Source organism: Streptomyces sp. NRRL S-31 (assembly GCF_000718775.1).
GTDB lineage: Bacteria > Actinomycetota > Actinomycetes > Streptomycetales > Streptomycetaceae > Streptomyces.
Map to the genome: position 1 here is coordinate 1 of NZ_JOCB01000073.1, position 15568 is coordinate 15568.

Below are 15568 nucleotides of genomic sequence, written 5' to 3' on the forward strand. Positions count from 1 at the left end.
GTCACCGGGGGCCGGCGCGCTCCACGGTGACGGTCGCCAGGCCGCCCGGGACCGCGCGCACCCAGGCCCGGCCGGGCGCCCGGCGCACCACTCCGGCGCCGCCGCCGGCCGTGATCCGCCAGGCGCCCGGCGGCAGGGACAGCCCGGTCACCCGGGAGCCGTGCCGGGCCGGGCGGTAGACCAGCCGGTACACGCCCGTCGCGGAGTCGTACCCGGCGGACCGGGCCGTGCCCGCCACGGTCTCGGCGTACGGCTCGGCGGTCAGCTCCTTGTTGGCGCGGAAGGCCCCCGCGCCGTCGACCGCGCAGTACCCGCCGCCGTAGCACCACACATAGCCCGCCCAGCCGGAGGCGTACCGGCTCAAGGAGGCCAGCGCGTCCCGGTAGAAGCGGTTCATGTGCGGCAGGGAGCTGTCCGGCGGCCCCCACTCGCCGACCACCACCGGGACCCGGTACCGCCTCGGGTACGCGGTGACGGCCCGCTCGTACGCCTCGATCCAGCCGGCCCCGGGGTCGTAGTCGGCGCCCGCCTCCATGGCGGTGTCGTAGAAGTGCGGCGCGTACACGACGCGGGGATCGTCCACGCGGCCGAGGCCGGTCGGCACGCCCTCGCCCACCACCGGGGTCGGTTCGACGAACACCCAGGCGTCCGGGTCGGCCGGCCGGACGGCGTCGGCCAGGCGGTTGTACATCGGCGTCAGCTGGTCGCGTTCGATCCGGCGCGCGGCCGACACGATGTCCTCGCCCGGCTCCGGCTCGCCCATGGGCTCGTTGATCAGGTCGTAGCCGAGTACGGCCGGATGGCGGGCGAAGCGGGCGGCGAGGGTGCGCCACATCCGGGCCTGGGCGCGGCGCAGGTCGTCGTCCTCGTAGAGATGGGTGAAGGCGCGCTGCACGGCGGGCTCGAAGTACTCGGCGAACCAGTCGTCCGGGTGCGGGGTGAAGGGCAGCCCGTCGGTCCTGGTCGCCCACCCGGGTATCCCGCGGTGGCCGAAGGCGGGCCCGAAGACGTCCTGGTGGGCGTCGATGACGACCTTCACGTCATGGCGCCGCGCCCAGTCCAGCACCCGCTCGATCTTCTCCAGGTAGCGGCGGCTGTAGCGGCCCGGCTCGGGCTCCAGGTCGTCCCAGAAGACCAGCAGCCGGGCGAAGTCGAAGCCCTGGGCCCGCATGTCCCGCAGATGGCGCTCGGTGATGCCGGACAGGGCCGCCTCGCCCCGGTGCGCCTTGTCCTCGATGTTCCAGCCGCGCAGGGTGAGCGTCCGCCCGTGCCGGTCGGTGAGCGGCGGGATGCCCGGCGCGCTGCCCTCGGCGCGGGCGGTGGCGGGGGCCAGCAGCGCGGTCAGGACCGCGCCCGCCGTCAGCATCGCTCTCAGCACGGGGGACCTCCAAGGCGGTGTCGGCCGGTCGCGCGTTCCCGGCTTCGCGTGCACCTCACGTCGAGCACTCAGCCCTTGCCGGAACCCAGCGTCAGGCCGCTGACGAACTGGCGCTGGAGCGCGAAGTACACGACCAGGGTCGGGATCGCGGTGAGCAGGGAGCCCGCCGCGACCAGGTTCGGATCGGTGAAGTACTGCCCGGAGAGGTTGTTCAGCGCCGACGTGATCGGCATCTTCTCGCCGGTGGAGATCAGCACGAGGGCCCAGAAGAAGTCGTTGTAGATCCAGATGGAGAGCAGGGTGGCCAGCGCCGCCATGGCCGGCTTGCACAGCGGCAGCGTGATCTGCCAGTACAGCCGCCACACCGAGGCGCCGTCGACCAGCGCCGCCTCGGTCAGCTCGTGCGGCAGCGAGCGCATGTAGTTGCTCAGCACGAACGCGCAGAAGCCGGACTGGAACGCCACGTGGATCAGGACCAGGCCCAGCGCGGAGTCGTACAGCTTGCCGCTCGCGGTGATCCCCGGCAGGTCGGTGAGCAGGTACAGCCGGTACAGCGGGGTGATGACGACCTGCTGGGGCAGCAGGTTGCCGGCCGTGAACACCAGCAGCAGCGCGAGGTTGAGGCGGAAGTCGAACCGGCTGACGTAGAACGCGACGCAGGAGGACAGGAACAGGGTCAGCAGCACGGCCGGGACCGCGATGGCCAGCGTGTTGCCGAAGTAGTGGAGCATGTCCGACTGACGGAAGGCGTCGGTGAAGTTGGCGAGGGTCAGCTTGTCCGGCCAGGAGACGTACCCCTTGGCGCTGGTCTCGCCGTACGGCCGCAGGGCCGAGAAGACCGCCCACAGCAGCGGGGCCAGCCACGCCAGCGCCGTACCGGCGAGGAAGAGGTGCAGCAGGACCCGGGCCGGACGGGCCGGGGCGCGCCGCCTCAACGGGACGGTGGTGCCGCTCATGCGCGCCGCTCCTTCCGGAAGGTGGCGATCAGATACGGGACGATCACCGCGAGGGAGGTCACCAGCAGGACGACCGCGATGGCGGAGCCGTAACCGATGCGGCTGGACTCGCCGATGATGTTGTCGGTGACCAGGATGGAGAGCAACTCGGTTCCCTGCGCGCCCTTGTTGAAGACGAAGACCAGGTCGAAGGCGCGCAGTGCCTCGATGATGGTGACGACGAGGACGACGGTGTTGGTCGGGCGCAGCGTCGGGAAGACGACGTGCCGGAACGTCTGCCACTCGCCGGCGCCGTCCAGCGCGGACGCCTCCCGCAGCGTCGGGTCCACGCTCTTCAGACCGGCCAGGTAGAGGATCATCATGTAGCCGGTGTGCCGCCAGGACGCGGCGACGAGGACGGCCCAGAGGTTGAGGTCGGGGTCGCCGATCCAGTCGATGTAACGGCCCGGCTCGTTCGCGCCGACGAGGCTGTTGATCAGGCCCGTGTCCGGGTTGTAGACGAGCTGCCAGACGAAGCCGATGCACGCCATGGAGATGACGACGGGCAGGAAGTACGCCGTCTGGTAGACCCGGCTGAACCGGATCCGCTTGTCCAACTGCACCGCGAGGAACAGGCCGAACGGCGTCGGCACCAGGATCAGTGCCGCGAACCAGACGACATTGTGCTGGACGGCCGGCCAGAACTGCGGGTTGTCGGTGAGGAGTTGCCGGAAGTTGTCGAGGCCCACCCAGCGGATCGAGTCGAAGCCGATGCCGTCCCAGGAGGTGAAGGCGAGGGCGATCGAGGCGAGCGCGGTGACCCAGACCAGGATCACGTGCAGGACCGTGGGCACGCCCGCCATCACGGCGAGCGTGTACCGGTCGCGGCGGGTCAGCAGGCGCCGGTGGCCCTCGGTGACCCGCTTCTTCCCGGGCCGGGGGCCCGGCGGCGGCGCGGCCGCCGGCGGGGCGGCCTTCGTGGTCGTGTCGATGGTCATCGGGCCGCTCACGAGGACGCGAAGATCGTCTTCTTCTGGCGTTCGACGGACGACAGCAGGCCGTCCACGCCCTTCGGGTTCTGGAGGAACTTCTGGAGGCCCGGCTGCATGACCGTGGCGGTGAAGTCGGGGCGGCTGTCGCGGTCCATGAACTGGGTGAGGTTCCTGGCGCCGCCGATCATGTCGAACGCCTTCTTCTGGAGGGCGGAGTAGGCGGAGGTGTCGGCCTTGCCGGAGGCGGCCACCACGCTGGGGTCGGTCCTCAGGTACAGCTCCTCGGCATCCGGGCTGCCCAGGTACTCCAGCAGCCTGACCACTCCCGCGTGGTTCTTCGGGGACTTGCCGACCATGAAGCCGTCGGTCGGCGCCTCGACCGTGTCCCGCCCGTACGCGGGATTCATCTCCGGGAAGGGGAAGAAGTCGAGGTCGTCGAGGTCGGCCCGGTCCGTGAACTGCTGGGCCACGAAGGAGCCCAGGAGGTACATGCCCGCCTTCTTCGCCACCAGGCCCTGCGCGGCGTCCTGCCAGGTGCGGCCCATGAAGCCGTCCTGGTGGTAGGGGAGTATCTCGGCCCAGTGGTCGAAGACGGCCTTCACCCTGGCGTCGGTCCAGGACTCCTTGCCCGCCATCAGCCGGACGTGGAAGTCGTAGCCGTTGAGGCGGAAGTCGATCTGGTCGAAGGTGCCCATCGCCGGCCAGGCGTCCTTGTCGCCGAAGGCGAGCGGGACCAGGCCGTCCCTCTTCATCCGCTTCAGCAGGGCGACGAACTCGTCCCAGGTGGCGGGGATCTCGTAACCGCGCTGCCGGAAGAGGCTTTTGCGGTAGAAGACGGCCCACGGGTACGTCGTCATCGGTACGAAGTAGTACTTGCCGTCCTCGCCCTTGCTGAGTTTGCGCATCGCCTCGGGGAAGTTGTCCCCGATCTTCGCCCAGACGTCGTCGATCGGCGTGGCCAGTCCTTTCGCCGCGAAGAACCGCATGCGGTATCCGGCGAACCAGTTGAACACGTCGTCCGGAGTGCCTTGCAGATACGAGTTGATCTGCTGCTGGAAGGTGTTGTGGTCCTTCGTGTTCACTTCGACGGACAGCCCGGACCGCTTCTCGAAGGCGGCGTAGACGGTCTCGAAGGCCTTCTTCGGCACCGCGTCGGAGGCGTTGGAACCCACGGTGACGGTCTTGGGGTCGGCGGCGGAACCGCTCCCTCCGCAGGCGGACAGCAGGGGGGTGCCGACCCCGGCGAGCAGGGCGGTGCCGCCCGCTCCGCGCAGCAGGGAACGGCGGCTGGGACCAGGAACGGAAAGGCCGGACGAGGAGGGGCGCATGACGGCTCCTGACGCAAACAGGGTTCGGCCAAGGGAGTGAGTTGATAACCGAAAGGTTCGAAATCGCTCAGAAACCACTCAGAAACCAACTCGACCGAACATCGTGGCCGTAATGACAGCCCCAGATCCGCTCATGAGTCAATAGGCCCGTTCGGACTCGGGTGTCTCTTGCCCGAAACGTAATCGTCATAGTCACCAGCGCCGTTCGGGTGCGGTGTACTGGGCCGACGTCTCCCGGGCGCCGGACGGGAAGGGAGAGGGTGCCGGTGAGACGTACCCGCACGCGGAGCTGCTACCGAAGGGAACCCCTGACATGCCCCACGCCCTCGACCGCATCCGGATCGGCTCGGCCCCCGACTCCTGGGGCGTCTGGTTCCCCGACGACCCGCGGCAGGTCCCCTGGGAACGCTTCCTCGACGAGGTGTCCGAGGCCGGCTACGACTGGATCGAACTCGGCCCGTACGGCTACCTCCCCACCGACCCGGCGCGGCTCACCGACGAGGTGGCCAGGCGGAACCTGAAGGTCTCGGCGGGCACCGTCTTCACCGGCCTGCACCGCGGCCCGGCCGTCTGGGAGGACACCTGGGCACACGTCGCCCGGGTCGCCGCGCTCACCCGGGCGACGGGCGCCCGGCACCTGGTGGTGATCCCCACCTTCTGGCGGGACGACCGGACCGCCGAGATCCTGGAGCCGCCCGAGCTGACCGCCGAGCAGTGGGCGCACCTGACGACGGGGATGGAACGGCTCGGCCGCGAGGTGCGGGAGACCTACGGGCTGGACATCGTCGTGCACCCGCACGCCGACACCCACATCGACACCGAGGCCCACGTCACGCGCTTCCTGGACTCGACCGACGGCGAACTCGTCCGCCTCTGCCTGGACACCGGGCACTACGCCTACTGCGGCGGCGACAGCGTCAAGCTGATCGAGACCTACGGCGAGCGCATCGGCTACCTGCACCTCAAGCAGGTCGACCCCGAGATCCTCGCCCAGGTCAGGGCGGAGGGGGTGCCGTTCGGCCCGGCCGTGCGGCGCGGGGTGATGTGCGAACCGCCGTCCGGGGTACCGGAGCTGGCGCCGGTGCTGGAGGCCGCGCAGGCGCTGGGCGTGGACCTTTTCGCGATCGTCGAGCAGGACATGTACCCGTGCGAACCGGACGCGCCGCTGCCGATCGCCGTGCGCACCCGGCGGTTCCTGCGGTCCTGCGGCGCCTGAGCGGCCGGGCGCGCGGATCCTGCGGTACCCCGACGGATTCGGCCCCGGCGGGGCCGGGAACCAAGGGGGGCACGCGGGCGTTCGGACAGATGACGGGGCAGGCCCGCGTGGACGGGAGGACGACATGGCACACCGCACACCAGCCCAGGAGGCGTCCCGGGAGACCGCCGACGCGGACGGCGTCCGGCGCCGGGAGCGCTTCGGCCGCCTGCCCGAGCGGATACGTCCGCAGGACACGGTCGAGACCAACCCCGCGACCCGGCCGGACCCGGCACGGGACACGTACCACGCGGACGAGTGGCTGATCCGGTACTGCGGCTGACCGGGCCCGGGGCGGCGGCGGGCACCGGCCCGGCGCCGCCCCGGGCGCTTCAGACGCCCCGCGCCTCCGCCGTCGTCACCGGCCGGTGCTCGCGCAGGGACAGCACGCACGCCTCGGCGATCCAGCCGGCCTCCAGAGCGTCCTCGACGGTGCACGGGGACGGGCGGGTGCCGGCCACGACCTCGGTGAACGCGGCGAGTTCGGCACGGTAGGCGGCGGCGAAGCGGTCCATGAAGAAGTCGTGCGGAGGGCCGGACGGGAAGGTCGAGCCGGGCTCCACCGAGCGCAGCGGCAGCCTGTCGTCCAGGCCGACGGCGATCGAGTCGGCGAAGCCGTGCAGTTCCATGCGCACGTCGTAACCACGGGCGTTGTAGCGGGAGTTGGAGACGATCGCGATGGTGCCGTCGTCCAGGGTGAGGACCGCCCCGGCGGTGTCGGCGTCGCCCGCCGCCGCGATGTACCCGGCACCCCGGTTGCCGCCCACCGCGTACACCTCCGTAACCTCACGGCCCGTCACCCAGCGGACGGCGTCGAAGTCGTGCACGGAACAGTCCCGGAAGATGCCGCCGGACGCGGCGACGTACGCGGCGGGCGGCGGCGCCGGGTCCAGCGTCGTGCACCGCACCGTGTGCAGCGGCCCCAGCTCACCGGCCCGTACGGCGGCCCGCGCGGCGGCGAAGCCCGCGTCGAAGCGCCGGTTGTAGCCGATCTGGACCGGGACCCCGCCGCCCCGGACGGCCCCGAGCACCGCGAGGCCCTCGCCCATCGTCCTGGCGATCGGCTTCTCGCAGAAGACCGGGACGCCGGCCTCGACACCGGCCCGGATCAGCGCGGGGTGGGCGTCCGTGGCGGCCGCCACCACGACGCCGTCCACGCCGGCCGCCAGCAGGGCCTCCGGCGAGTCCGCGACCTCGGCGCCGAACCGCTCGGCGGCGGTCTTGGCCGCGTCCGCGAACGGATCGCTGACGACGAGCGACTCGACGGCGCCGAGACCGGCGAGGGTCTCGGCGTGGAAGGCGCCGATGCGGCCGAGGCCGAGGATTCCGATGCGCATGAGGTGCTCCTGGTGCTCCTGGGGTGGGGTGCGGAGGCCCGGCCGGGGCCTCCGGGCACGTTCCGGTCGCCGTCGGTCACCGGCCCGGGCGCCCGGCACGACCGCCGCGGCGCACGCCGCACGGGTCACCCGCCGTCCGGGCGGTCGGGGCTGGTCACGGCGGGCAGCAGGTGCTCGCCGGCCGCGGCCGGTGCCACGCCGGTCTCCCGGTGCGGGATGTCGGGCACGGTGACGCCGACGGCGCGGACGCGCGGATCGGCGGCCACCTCCCGCCGGTCGCGGGTCGCCGGGGCGGACCCGAACCGCTCGGCCGCCTCCCCGGCACCCCCGCGGCGACCGTGACCAGCCGGGGCCGCGGGGCCGGCAGCGGGAAGGGGCGCGGGAGCCGCGCGTACGCCCGGCTGTACGCCCGGCCCGTCCAGCCGAATCCGATGACGGCGACACCCAGCGCATCCACCACGGCAGCCCCTCACCGGACCGGTCCACGACCTGTGCACGCCACCTTTGTGCTGACATGGCGAGGCTGTCAACCACCGGTCCGACGCCGCCGCGCGCGGCACACCCGGACGGTCGGCGTGCCCCGGGGCACGCCGGCGCCGCCGGCCGGTCTCAGAGCGTGATCTCGTAGGCCTTCCGCAGCGTCTCGTGCACCGTCCACGTCGTACGGTCGCCCGCGCGCAGCACCGCCATGTCCCCCGGGCCCACCCGCAGCGTCGGCCCGTCCGCCACCTCGATGGTCGCCGATCCGCTGATCACCACGAACAGCTCGTCCGCCTCCGTGTCCGTGACCACGCCCGGGGTGATCTGCCAGATCCCGCGGACCCGCCGTCCGTCCGGCGACTCCCAGACCACCCGTCCGGTGACCTCGGGGTGCCCGGAGACGATCCGCTCCGGGTCCAGGGGCTCGGGTTCGAGGTCGGTGTCGGGGATGTGGAGCGCGAAGCTGTGCGTCATGCGAGCGACCCTAGTCGGCGCGCGGGCCGCCGGGCCGTGGACAGTATGTGGGGCATCCGGCCTGGTCGCGGGACACTTCGTCGCGCGTCGCCGACTGGCGGGGGCGGAGGACCCGGGTGATCGTGGGGGCATGGCCGACTCCACGGTGGCCGGCCCGGCTCCGCCCCGGCGGCACGGGACGCGCGAGATGGTCCTGTTCGGCGGGGTGTACGGCGCCGTCCTGGCCAGCTCGATGGTCGCGGCGCTCACCCGGTACGGGCACACGTCCGCCGACGTCCGTGGCTACGACGCCGCGTGGGTGCTGGTGACGGCGGGCGCCTCCGCGCTCGCCCACGGCTACGCCCACTACATCGCCGAGCGCACCCCGCACGGCCGGCGGGAGGCCCTGCTCGCGGTGCGCGACGAGTGGCCGCTGGTCGCGGCCGTGCTGCCCACGGTCCTCCTCCTCGCGGGCGCGCGGTGGGGCTGGTGGCCCGCGAAGGGCGTCGAGTACGTGGCGTTCGCCCTCAACATCGTGATCCTGTTCGGGCTCGGCCTCCTCACCGCCCGCTGGTCGGCGCGGCGCTGGCCGGTCGCCGTCCTGATGGGGCTGGGGGACGCGCTGCTCGGCCTGATCGTGGTGGTGGCGAACACGCTCATCAAGTAGGTGCCCGGGACCGGTGGGGGCGGGGCGGTGGCGGGTCCGGGTTCCGTCCGGGTTCCGGCGGTGCCGGACCCGGCACGGGCACCCGCCCGGGTGCGGTAGGGTTGACTCGCATGATCACGCGGAAGCCTCCGCGTGCGACCGCGGCGGGACGTGGCGCAGCTTGGTAGCGCACTTGACTGGGGGTCAAGGGGTCGCAGGTTCAAATCCTGTCGTCCCGACTGGAGACAGTCGCAGGTCAGGGCCGGTTTCGGAGCAATCCGTAACCGGCCCTGACCGTTTCCGGGGACCAGTGGGGGACCAGGCTCCCTTGACCGGTGTCAGCGGGTCATGACGATCGGGCCCGGGCCGGTGTGCCGGGGGTCGTGGCGGCGCTCGGCGACCGGAGCGGGCCTCCTCGTCGGGAAGGCCCGCTCCGGCGAGGGCACGGTTGCGGGACCTTCAGGCCCGGCGGTATCGCGGATCCACCGTCTGTGCGGGGTGCCCGTCGTGGATCCGGGCCCACCGTTGCCGGCTCGACACCAGGGCAGGCGAACAAGCCACACCCGGGAGCCGAGCATGCCGGAGAGAGGCACTCATCTGCCGGCCGGCGCGTTGCCCTCGGAGCCGGACCCGCGGACCGGGACGAGGAGGGTGAACGTGGTCGGAGCCCTTCTGGTGAGGGAGAGTCGGCCGCCGATGGATTGGGCCAGTTCACCAGCGAGGGCGAGTCCGATGCCCGTCCCGTGGCCGCCTCCGGTGTGCCCACGGTCGAACAGCTGCGCAGGCTCCCCCTCCACGGCACCCTCGTCGCTCACGTCGAAGGCGAGGGCGTCGTTCAGGTCCCGCACCACCAGTCGCGTGGTTCCGCGCCCGTGCACCCGTGCGTTGTCCAGCAGGACTCCGAGCACCTCCGAAACGGGGCCGCGGGGGACCAGGACATCCGCGGGTCCGCCATGTGTGCCGCACTCCAGGCGTCTGCCGTCGGCGGCGAACAGGCCGTGCCAGTGCTCTCGCGTCTCCTGGAGGAGGTGTGCCACCGCGATGTCCCCGGTGACGGGGCGGGGCGGGTCCGGGGAGCGGGACAGGCGCAGCACTTCTTCCACGGTCTGGTGGAGGCGATGGGTGGTGTCCAGTGCCTCGGACAGGGCGGCACGCAGCCGGGCGCCGTCGTCCAGCGCGAGGCCCGCCTCCAGAGTGAGTTGCAAGCCGGTGAGCGGCGTGCGCAGCTGGTGGGAGGCGTTGGTGGCGAAGTCGCGCTCGCGGCGCAGGAGTTCGGACAGGCTGCGAAGCATCGCGTTGTGCGTGCGGGCCACCTGATCGATCTCGGCGATGCTGCTGGGGGCCGCCCTCGCGTTCAGGTCCCCTTCGGCGACGGCCCGGCAGTGGCGGGAGAGGTCCTCCAGCGGGGCGGTCAGTGCCCGAGCCTGCCGGCGGGCGACCAGTACCGCGATGGTCAGCGCCACCACGGTCACGCCCACCAGTACGCCCCACGCCGCCAGGACCCGGTCGCGTACGGCGCCGGCGGGGGAGGACGCGCGGACCACGCCGATCACCCGCTCGGCGTGGGAGACCGGTACGGCGGCGACCAGATCGCCGCCCGACTGCCCCCGGACCACCTCTCCGCCGAAGGCGCGGCGGACCGGCGCGTCCCCCAGCCCGGGGCCGCCGCCCGCGCGCTTGGCCTGCTGCGGGTCGTACAGGCCCAGATGCCCCCCGGCCGGCGCCCCGGGCAGTTCCACCGGGTCACCGCTCGCATAGTCCGGGCTCACCCGTACGGCCGCGGCGAGGGCCGCGCGCTCCAGGGTGTCGCGCTCTCCGGCGTACAGGGACGACCTGATGGCCAGGGCCAGGGGGACGGCGAGCAGGACCACGGCGACCAACGCGGCGGTGAGGGCGACTCGCACCACGCGCTGTCTCATGCCCTCATCATGCGGCGGTTCGGCGGGACGCGCGGGACTCACGCTTTTGCCGTCGTCTAACCCTCGGCGAGCAGAGCGTTAACCGGCCGCACCCTAGCGTGGCTGCCATGACCGTCCGGTCCAGGGGATCCCTCGGAGGGCAGTGGTGATGGCGGCATACGCACGGACGTCCGCGACAGTCGGTCTGGTGCTCGTGGCGGCGGTGACCGCGGGCTGTTCCGGCTCAGGCTCGCACTCCGGTTCCGGCTCGACGACATCGTCACCGCCGGCTTCTTCGGCGCGTGCCGGAAACGGGCAGCAGAACCCGGCACCCGCTCCGACCGAGTCCAATCCGCCCGGTGACATCCCTGACAACCAGGTGTACGTCGCCTATCGGCCGGCCGGTGGGTCCTTCTCCGGATTCACGGTGAAGGTGCCTGAGGGCTGGGCCCGTACCGAGCAGGGCGGCAGCACGGTGTTCACTGACAAGTTGAACACCGTGAGGATCACCGCGGTCTCGGCGTCCACCGCGCCCACGGTCGACTCGGTCACCAAGACGGTGGTCCCCGAGCTGCGCTCCCAGGTGCCGAAGTTCGCCGCGCCGAAGGTATCGGAAGTGTCTCGGCACGCGGGCCGTGTCGTCCGGTTGACCTATCAGGGTGACTCGGCGAAGGACCCGGTCACGGGCAAGGTGGTGCGCGACGGGTTCGAGCGGTACGCCTTCCACAAGTCGGGCCACGAGGTGGATCTGACCTTGTCCGGCCCGGTCAACGCCGACAACGTCGACCCGTGGCGGATCATCAGCGACTCCTTCGCCTGGCGGTGAGCACCATGGCGTCCGAGCCGGTGCTGGCTGCCCGTGAGCTGTACCGCTTCTACCGGGCCGGCGAGGAGGAGACGCTCGCGTTGCGCGGGGTGTCGCTGCGGGTCGGGCGGGGCGAGACGGTGGCGGTCGTGGGTCCCTCGGGATCCGGCAAGTCCACCCTGCTGGCCTGTCTGGCCGGGCTCGACGAGCCCTCCGGCGGCGAGGTCCACGTGGACGGCACACGCCTCAGTCACCGGCCCGAGACCGAGCGGGCACGGCTGCGCGCCCGGCACATCGGCGTACTGCTGCAGAGCCGCAATCTCCTGCCGCATTTGAGCGTGCGGGACAACGTACGCCTGCCGCAGCGCGCCGCGGCCCGCAGACCCGTCACCTCGGCCGGGGAGCTGCTGACCCTGGTGGGCCTCGGCGAACGGATGCATGCGCTGCCCCGGCAGCTGTCCGGTGGCGAGCTGGCCCGGGCCGGGCTGGCCGTGGCACTGGCCAACGCGCCCGCTGTCCTGCTGGCCGACGAGCCGACCGGCGAACTCGACGGAGAGACCGAGCGGGTGGTCCTCGCCATGCTGCGGGAGCGGGCCGCACAGGGGTGCGCGGTGCTGATCGTGACGCACAGCGCGGAAGTCGTCCGGAGCGCGGACCGGGTGATCAGGCTGGAGGACGGCAGGGCAACCGACGCCTCCTGTCCCGCGGCGCAGGGGGTGCCCGATGTCACGGGATGAAGCGCTCGTGACCTGCATCGACGCGGCTCTCACCTTCGGCAGGGGCACAGAGGCGGTGGTGGCCGTACACGGTGCCGACCTGGAGATCGGGTCCGGCGATCGGCTCGCCGTCGTCGGCCCCTCCGGATCGGGCAAGAGCTCGCTGCTGCATCTGCTGGCCGGGCTCGAGCAACCCACCAGCGGCACGGTGACCCGGGCCGCCTCCCTGGGGCCGTACGACATCGGACTGGTCTTCCAGGGCGACAGCCTGATTCCCGCGCTCGACGTGGTCGAGAACGCCGCCCTGCCCCTGGTCCTCGCCGACCGGACGGAGCAAGAGGCCCGCCCGGCCGCCCTGGCGGCGCTCGCGCTGGTGGACGCGGCCGGATTGGCGGACCGGCTGCCCGAGGAGATCTCCGGCGGTCAGGCCCAGCGGGTGGCCGTCGCCCGGGTGCTGGCCCAGTCCCCGCGCCTGATCCTCGCCGACGAGCCCACCGGCCGCCTCGACCACGCCACCGGCGGCCGTGTCCTCGACGCCCTCCTCACCGCCGCCGACCACACGGGCGCGGCCCTCGTCGTCACCACCCACGATCCCGCCGTGGCCGCCCGCCTCACCACCCGGCGCGCCATGCGCGACGGCCGGCTGCTCGCACCCGAGGAGGTGCCATGATCGGCGCGTGGACGGCCGGCCTGGCCCGCCACCGCACCGGACGTCTGCTGGCTGCGCTGGCAGGGATCGCCCTCGCGGTCGCCCTGGTCGCCGCGCTGGGCTCTTTCCTCACGGCGTCGAAGGCGACCATGACCCAACGTGCCGTGCGCTCGGTCGCCGTCGACTGGCAGGTCCAGGTACAGCCCGGTGCCGACCCCGGCGCGGTGATGTCCCTGGTCCGCACGGCGCCGGGCACCCGCGCCGCCCTGCCCGTCGGCTTCGCCCACACCACAGGCTTCACCGCGCACGTCCAGGGCAGCACCCAGAACACCGGTCCCGGCATGGCCCTCGGCCTGCCTGACGGCTACCGCGCCCTCTTCCCCGACGCCATCCGCGCTCTCTCCGGCTCCCCGAACGGTGTCCTGCTGGCCCAGCAGACCGCCTCGAACCTGCACGCCGCTCCCGGCGACACCATCGGCGTCCGGTTTCCCGGCACCGGGCTGAGGCCGGTGAGGGTGGATGGCGTGGTCGACCTGCCCCAGGCCGACTCCCTCTTCCAGACCGTCGGCGCACCCAGCCAGTCCCAGCCGACCGCACCCCCGGACAACGTCGTCCTGCTGCCCGCCGCAAGGTTCGCAGCGTTGACCCGGGGCGCCTCTGCGGTCACGACCCAGATCCACGTGGCGCGCGACGACGCACGCCTGCCCTCCGACCCGGCCGCCGCCTTCACCGCGGTCACCCGCGCGGCCCACAACCTGGAGGCCCGCGCCGCGGGCGCCGCACTGGTCGGCAACAACGTCGGTGCCGCCCTCGACTCCGCCCGCCAGGACGCCCTGTACGCCCAGATCCTCTTCCTCTTCCTCGGCGTCCCCGGCGCGGTCCTGGCCGCCGCGCTGACTGCCGCGGTCGCCGCCGCCGGCGCTGAGCGGCGCCGGCAGGAGCAGGGCCTGCTCCGGCTGCGCGGCCTGCGCCCCCGCCAGATCACCGCCCTCGCCGGGCTGGAAGCGGCGCTGATCGGCCTCCTCGGCGGCCTGGCCGGACTGGGCGTCGCCGCGCTGACCGGCCGCCTCGCCTTCGGTGCTGCTTCCTTCGGAGCGGGCGCGGGCACCTGGGCCGGCTGGTACGGCATCGCATTCGTCCTCGGCGCGGTCGTGGCCGCGGGAGCCGTCCTCGTCCCCGCCCTGCGCGACCTGCGCACGGTGACCGTCGCGGACACCCGCAAGGAGTCCGGCGCCCGAAGCACACGAAACCCCTGGTGGATGCGGTACGGCCTGGACTTCGCCCTCCTGATCGGCTCCTGGCTCGTCTTCCGCGCCTCCTCCGGCAACCAGTACGCCCTCGTCCTCGCCCCGGAGGGCGTGCCCAGCATCTCCGTGTCGTACTGGGCCTTCCTCGGCCCCGCTCTGCTGTGGACCGGCGCCGCCCTTCTGCTGTGGCGGCTCACGCTCCTCGCCCTCACCCACGGCCGCCCCGCCCTGGCCCGGCTGGCCCGCCCGCTGACCGCGACCCTGGCCGGCACCACCGCCGCCACCCTCTCCCGGCGCCGCCGCCCCCTGGCCCGCTCGGTGGTGCTGCTCGCCCTCGCGGTTTCCTTCGCGCTGTCCACCGCCGTCTTCAACGCCACCTACCGGCAGCAGGCCGAGGTCGACGCCCGCCTGACCAACGGCGCCGACGTCACCGTCACCGAACCACCCGGCTCCCGAGTCGCACCCAGTGCGGCCGGCTCGCTGAAAGTCCCCGGCGTACGGCACGTCGAACCCCTCCAGCACCGCTTCGCCTACGTCGGCTCCGACCTGCAAGACCTCTACGGCGTCCGCCCCGGCACCATCGCCCGGGCCACCTCACTCCAGGACGCCTACTTCGCCGGCGGCACCACCCAGCAGCTCATGCGCAAGCTGGCCCAGCGCCCGGACAACCTGCTGGTCAGCGTCGAAACCGTCAACGACTTCCAGCTCGCGCCCGGCGACACCGTCAACCTGCGCATCCAGGACGCCCGCACCAAGGCCCTGCGCACCGTCCCCTTCCACTACGCGGGCATCGCCAAGGAGTTCCCCACGGCACCGAAGGACAGCTTCTTCGTCGCCAACGCCTCCTACATCGCCAAGGCGACCGGCAGCGACGCGGTCGGCGCCTTCCTCCTCGACACCGGCGGCACCCACCAGAAGCAGATCGCCGCGCGCCTGCGCTCGCAGCTCGGCACCAGCGCCACCGTCAGCGACCTCACCCAGACCCGCGGCACCGTCGGCACCAGCCTGACCTCCATCGACCTGGCCGGACTCACCCGCATCGAGCTCGCCTTCGCGGTCCTGCTGGCCGCCGGAGCCGGGGGACTGGTCCTCGCCCTCGGGCTCGCCGAACGCCGTCGTACCTTCGCCATCGCCACCGTCCTCGGCGCACGCACACGCCAGTTGCGCGGCATGGTCCTCACCGAGGCCCTGCTGCTGGCCGCGGGCGGCCTGGCCGGGGGCGCGGTCATCGGATGGGCGCTGTCGGAGATGCTGGTCAAGGTCCTGACCGGCGTGTTCGACCCGCCGCCCGCCGCCTTGGCGGTGCCCGGCGTCTACCTGACCCTGGCCGGACTGGCCGCCTTGATCGCCGTACTGGCCGCAGCCCTGAACGGCATCCGCGGTGCCCGGCGCCCCGCGGTGGAGGAACTCCGCGACCTGTGAGCCCGCCAGCGGGGCAGCGACCTGCCT

The 15568-nt window shown here is 72.7% G+C and carries 14 protein-coding genes, 1 tRNA gene and 1 pseudogene; 8 read left to right on the top strand and 8 right to left on the bottom strand.

The genetic code is table 11. The features are described 5' to 3' along the window. Position 1 precedes the first annotated feature (1 nt). The 4 genes from IF37_RS0125805 to IF37_RS0125820 all read right to left on the bottom strand — a co-directional run bounded on the left by IF37_RS0125805 (position 2) and on the right by IF37_RS0125820 (position 4633). A complete protein-coding gene (locus IF37_RS0125805; RefSeq protein WP_030747149.1) occupies positions 2 to 1378 on the bottom strand; it encodes a glycoside hydrolase family 5 protein in 1377 nt (458 codons plus the stop codon). A 68-nt stretch (positions 1379 to 1446) separates the two neighbouring features. After that, a complete protein-coding gene (locus tag IF37_RS0125810; RefSeq protein WP_030747152.1) occupies positions 1447 to 2334 on the bottom strand; it encodes a carbohydrate ABC transporter permease in 888 nt (295 codons plus the stop codon). Beyond that, on the bottom strand, positions 2331 to 3311 hold the full coding sequence (locus tag IF37_RS0125815) for a carbohydrate ABC transporter permease (RefSeq protein ID WP_030747154.1): 981 nt from the start codon (positions 3309 to 3311) through the stop codon (positions 2331 to 2333). The genes IF37_RS0125810 and IF37_RS0125815 overlap by 4 nt, the downstream gene beginning before the upstream one ends. An 8-nt stretch (positions 3312 to 3319) precedes the next feature. Next, on the bottom strand, positions 3320 to 4633 hold the full coding sequence (locus IF37_RS0125820) for an ABC transporter substrate-binding protein (RefSeq protein WP_030747157.1): 1314 nt from the start codon (positions 4631 to 4633) through the stop codon (positions 3320 to 3322). A gap of 313 nt (positions 4634 to 4946) precedes the next feature. Here IF37_RS0125820 and IF37_RS0125825 point away from each other — a divergent pair, with 313 nt between their 5' ends. Further along, positions 4947 to 5849, top strand: a complete 903-nt coding sequence (locus IF37_RS0125825) for a sugar phosphate isomerase/epimerase (RefSeq protein ID WP_030747160.1) — start codon at positions 4947 to 4949, stop codon at positions 5847 to 5849. A gap of 124 nt (positions 5850 to 5973) precedes the next feature. Continuing rightward, positions 5974 to 6171 carry a hypothetical protein gene (locus IF37_RS0125830; RefSeq protein WP_030747164.1) on the top strand — a complete coding sequence of 66 codons (198 nt, stop codon included), beginning with the start codon at positions 5974 to 5976 and terminating at the stop codon, positions 6169 to 6171. A 49-nt stretch (positions 6172 to 6220) separates the two neighbouring features. Here the strand turns inward: IF37_RS0125830 and IF37_RS0125835 are convergent, their stop codons facing one another. The 3 genes and pseudogenes from IF37_RS0125835 to IF37_RS0125845 form a co-directional block, all read right to left on the bottom strand. After that, positions 6221 to 7225, bottom strand: a complete 1005-nt coding sequence (locus IF37_RS0125835; RefSeq protein ID WP_030747167.1) for a Gfo/Idh/MocA family oxidoreductase — start codon at positions 7223 to 7225, stop codon at positions 6221 to 6223. 167 nt (positions 7226 to 7392) lie between these two features. Beyond that, a pseudogene (locus IF37_RS45950) lies at positions 7393 to 7685 on the bottom strand (gfo/Idh/MocA family oxidoreductase); the annotation flags it as partial. Between the two features lie 149 nt (positions 7686 to 7834). Then, a complete protein-coding gene (locus IF37_RS0125845) occupies positions 7835 to 8179 on the bottom strand; it encodes a cupin domain-containing protein (protein ID WP_030747170.1) in 345 nt (114 codons plus the stop codon). 130 nt (positions 8180 to 8309) lie between these two features. Here IF37_RS0125845 and IF37_RS0125850 point away from each other — a divergent pair, with 130 nt between their 5' ends. Both IF37_RS0125850 and IF37_RS0125855 read left to right on the top strand, forming a co-directional pair. Further along, entirely contained in the window at positions 8310 to 8825 is a 516-nt protein-coding gene (locus tag IF37_RS0125850) for a hypothetical protein (protein WP_030747174.1), read from the top strand. Between the two features lie 144 nt (positions 8826 to 8969). Then, a tRNA-Pro gene (locus IF37_RS0125855) sits at positions 8970 to 9043 on the top strand. Between the two features lie 354 nt (positions 9044 to 9397). Here the strand turns inward: IF37_RS0125855 and IF37_RS0125860 are convergent. Beyond that, positions 9398 to 10723, bottom strand: coding sequence for a HAMP domain-containing sensor histidine kinase (locus tag IF37_RS0125860; protein WP_030747177.1), 1326 nt, complete (start codon positions 10721 to 10723; stop codon positions 9398 to 9400). A gap of 406 nt (positions 10724 to 11129) precedes the next feature. Here IF37_RS0125860 and IF37_RS45955 point away from each other — a divergent pair, with 406 nt between their 5' ends. From IF37_RS45955 to IF37_RS0125880, 4 genes are read left to right on the top strand one after another with little or no spacing between them, the layout of a single operon-like run. Further along, complete coding sequence (locus IF37_RS45955; RefSeq protein ID WP_253915848.1) at positions 11130 to 11528, top strand: hypothetical protein; 399 nt, start codon at positions 11130 to 11132, stop codon at positions 11526 to 11528. A 5-nt stretch (positions 11529 to 11533) separates the two neighbouring features. Continuing rightward, positions 11534 to 12244 (top strand): ABC transporter ATP-binding protein, encoded by a 711-nt coding sequence (locus IF37_RS0125870; RefSeq protein WP_037857049.1) that lies wholly within the window; start codon positions 11534 to 11536, stop codon positions 12242 to 12244. Then, positions 12231 to 12893: an ABC transporter ATP-binding protein gene (locus tag IF37_RS0125875; RefSeq protein WP_030747186.1), complete on the top strand. Its 663-nt coding sequence runs from the start codon at positions 12231 to 12233 to the stop codon at positions 12891 to 12893. Before IF37_RS0125870 ends, IF37_RS0125875 begins: the two co-directional genes overlap by 14 nt. Continuing rightward, a complete protein-coding gene (locus IF37_RS0125880; protein ID WP_030747189.1) occupies positions 12890 to 15541 on the top strand; it encodes an FtsX-like permease family protein in 2652 nt (883 codons plus the stop codon). Before IF37_RS0125875 ends, IF37_RS0125880 begins: the two co-directional genes overlap by 4 nt. Positions 15542 to 15568: the final 27 nt, after the last annotated feature.

Excerpts from the sequence above, each read along its gene's own strand:
- IF37_RS0125810 (WP_030747152.1), bottom strand. The coding sequence starts at position 2,334 with ATGAGCGGCACCACCGTCCCGTTGAGGCGGCGCGCCCCGGCCCGTCCG.
- IF37_RS0125815 (WP_030747154.1), bottom strand. The coding sequence starts at position 3,311 with ATGACCATCGACACGACCACGAAGGCCGCCCCGCCGGCGGCCGCGCCG.
- IF37_RS0125820 (WP_030747157.1), bottom strand. The coding sequence starts at position 4,633 with ATGCGCCCCTCCTCGTCCGGCCTTTCCGTTCCTGGTCCCAGCCGCCGT.
- IF37_RS0125825 (WP_030747160.1), top strand. The coding sequence starts at position 4,947 with ATGCCCCACGCCCTCGACCGCATCCGGATCGGCTCGGCCCCCGACTCC.
- IF37_RS0125830 (WP_030747164.1), top strand. The coding sequence starts at position 5,974 with ATGGCACACCGCACACCAGCCCAGGAGGCGTCCCGGGAGACCGCCGAC.
- IF37_RS0125835 (WP_030747167.1), bottom strand. The coding sequence starts at position 7,225 with ATGCGCATCGGAATCCTCGGCCTCGGCCGCATCGGCGCCTTCCACGCC.
- IF37_RS0125845 (WP_030747170.1), bottom strand. The coding sequence starts at position 8,179 with ATGACGCACAGCTTCGCGCTCCACATCCCCGACACCGACCTCGAACCC.
- IF37_RS0125850 (WP_030747174.1), top strand. The coding sequence starts at position 8,310 with ATGGCCGACTCCACGGTGGCCGGCCCGGCTCCGCCCCGGCGGCACGGG.
- IF37_RS0125860 (WP_030747177.1), bottom strand. The coding sequence starts at position 10,723 with ATGAGACAGCGCGTGGTGCGAGTCGCCCTCACCGCCGCGTTGGTCGCC.
- IF37_RS0125870 (WP_037857049.1), top strand. The coding sequence starts at position 11,534 with ATGGCGTCCGAGCCGGTGCTGGCTGCCCGTGAGCTGTACCGCTTCTAC.
- IF37_RS0125875 (WP_030747186.1), top strand. The coding sequence starts at position 12,231 with ATGTCACGGGATGAAGCGCTCGTGACCTGCATCGACGCGGCTCTCACC.
- IF37_RS0125880 (WP_030747189.1), top strand. The coding sequence starts at position 12,890 with ATGATCGGCGCGTGGACGGCCGGCCTGGCCCGCCACCGCACCGGACGT.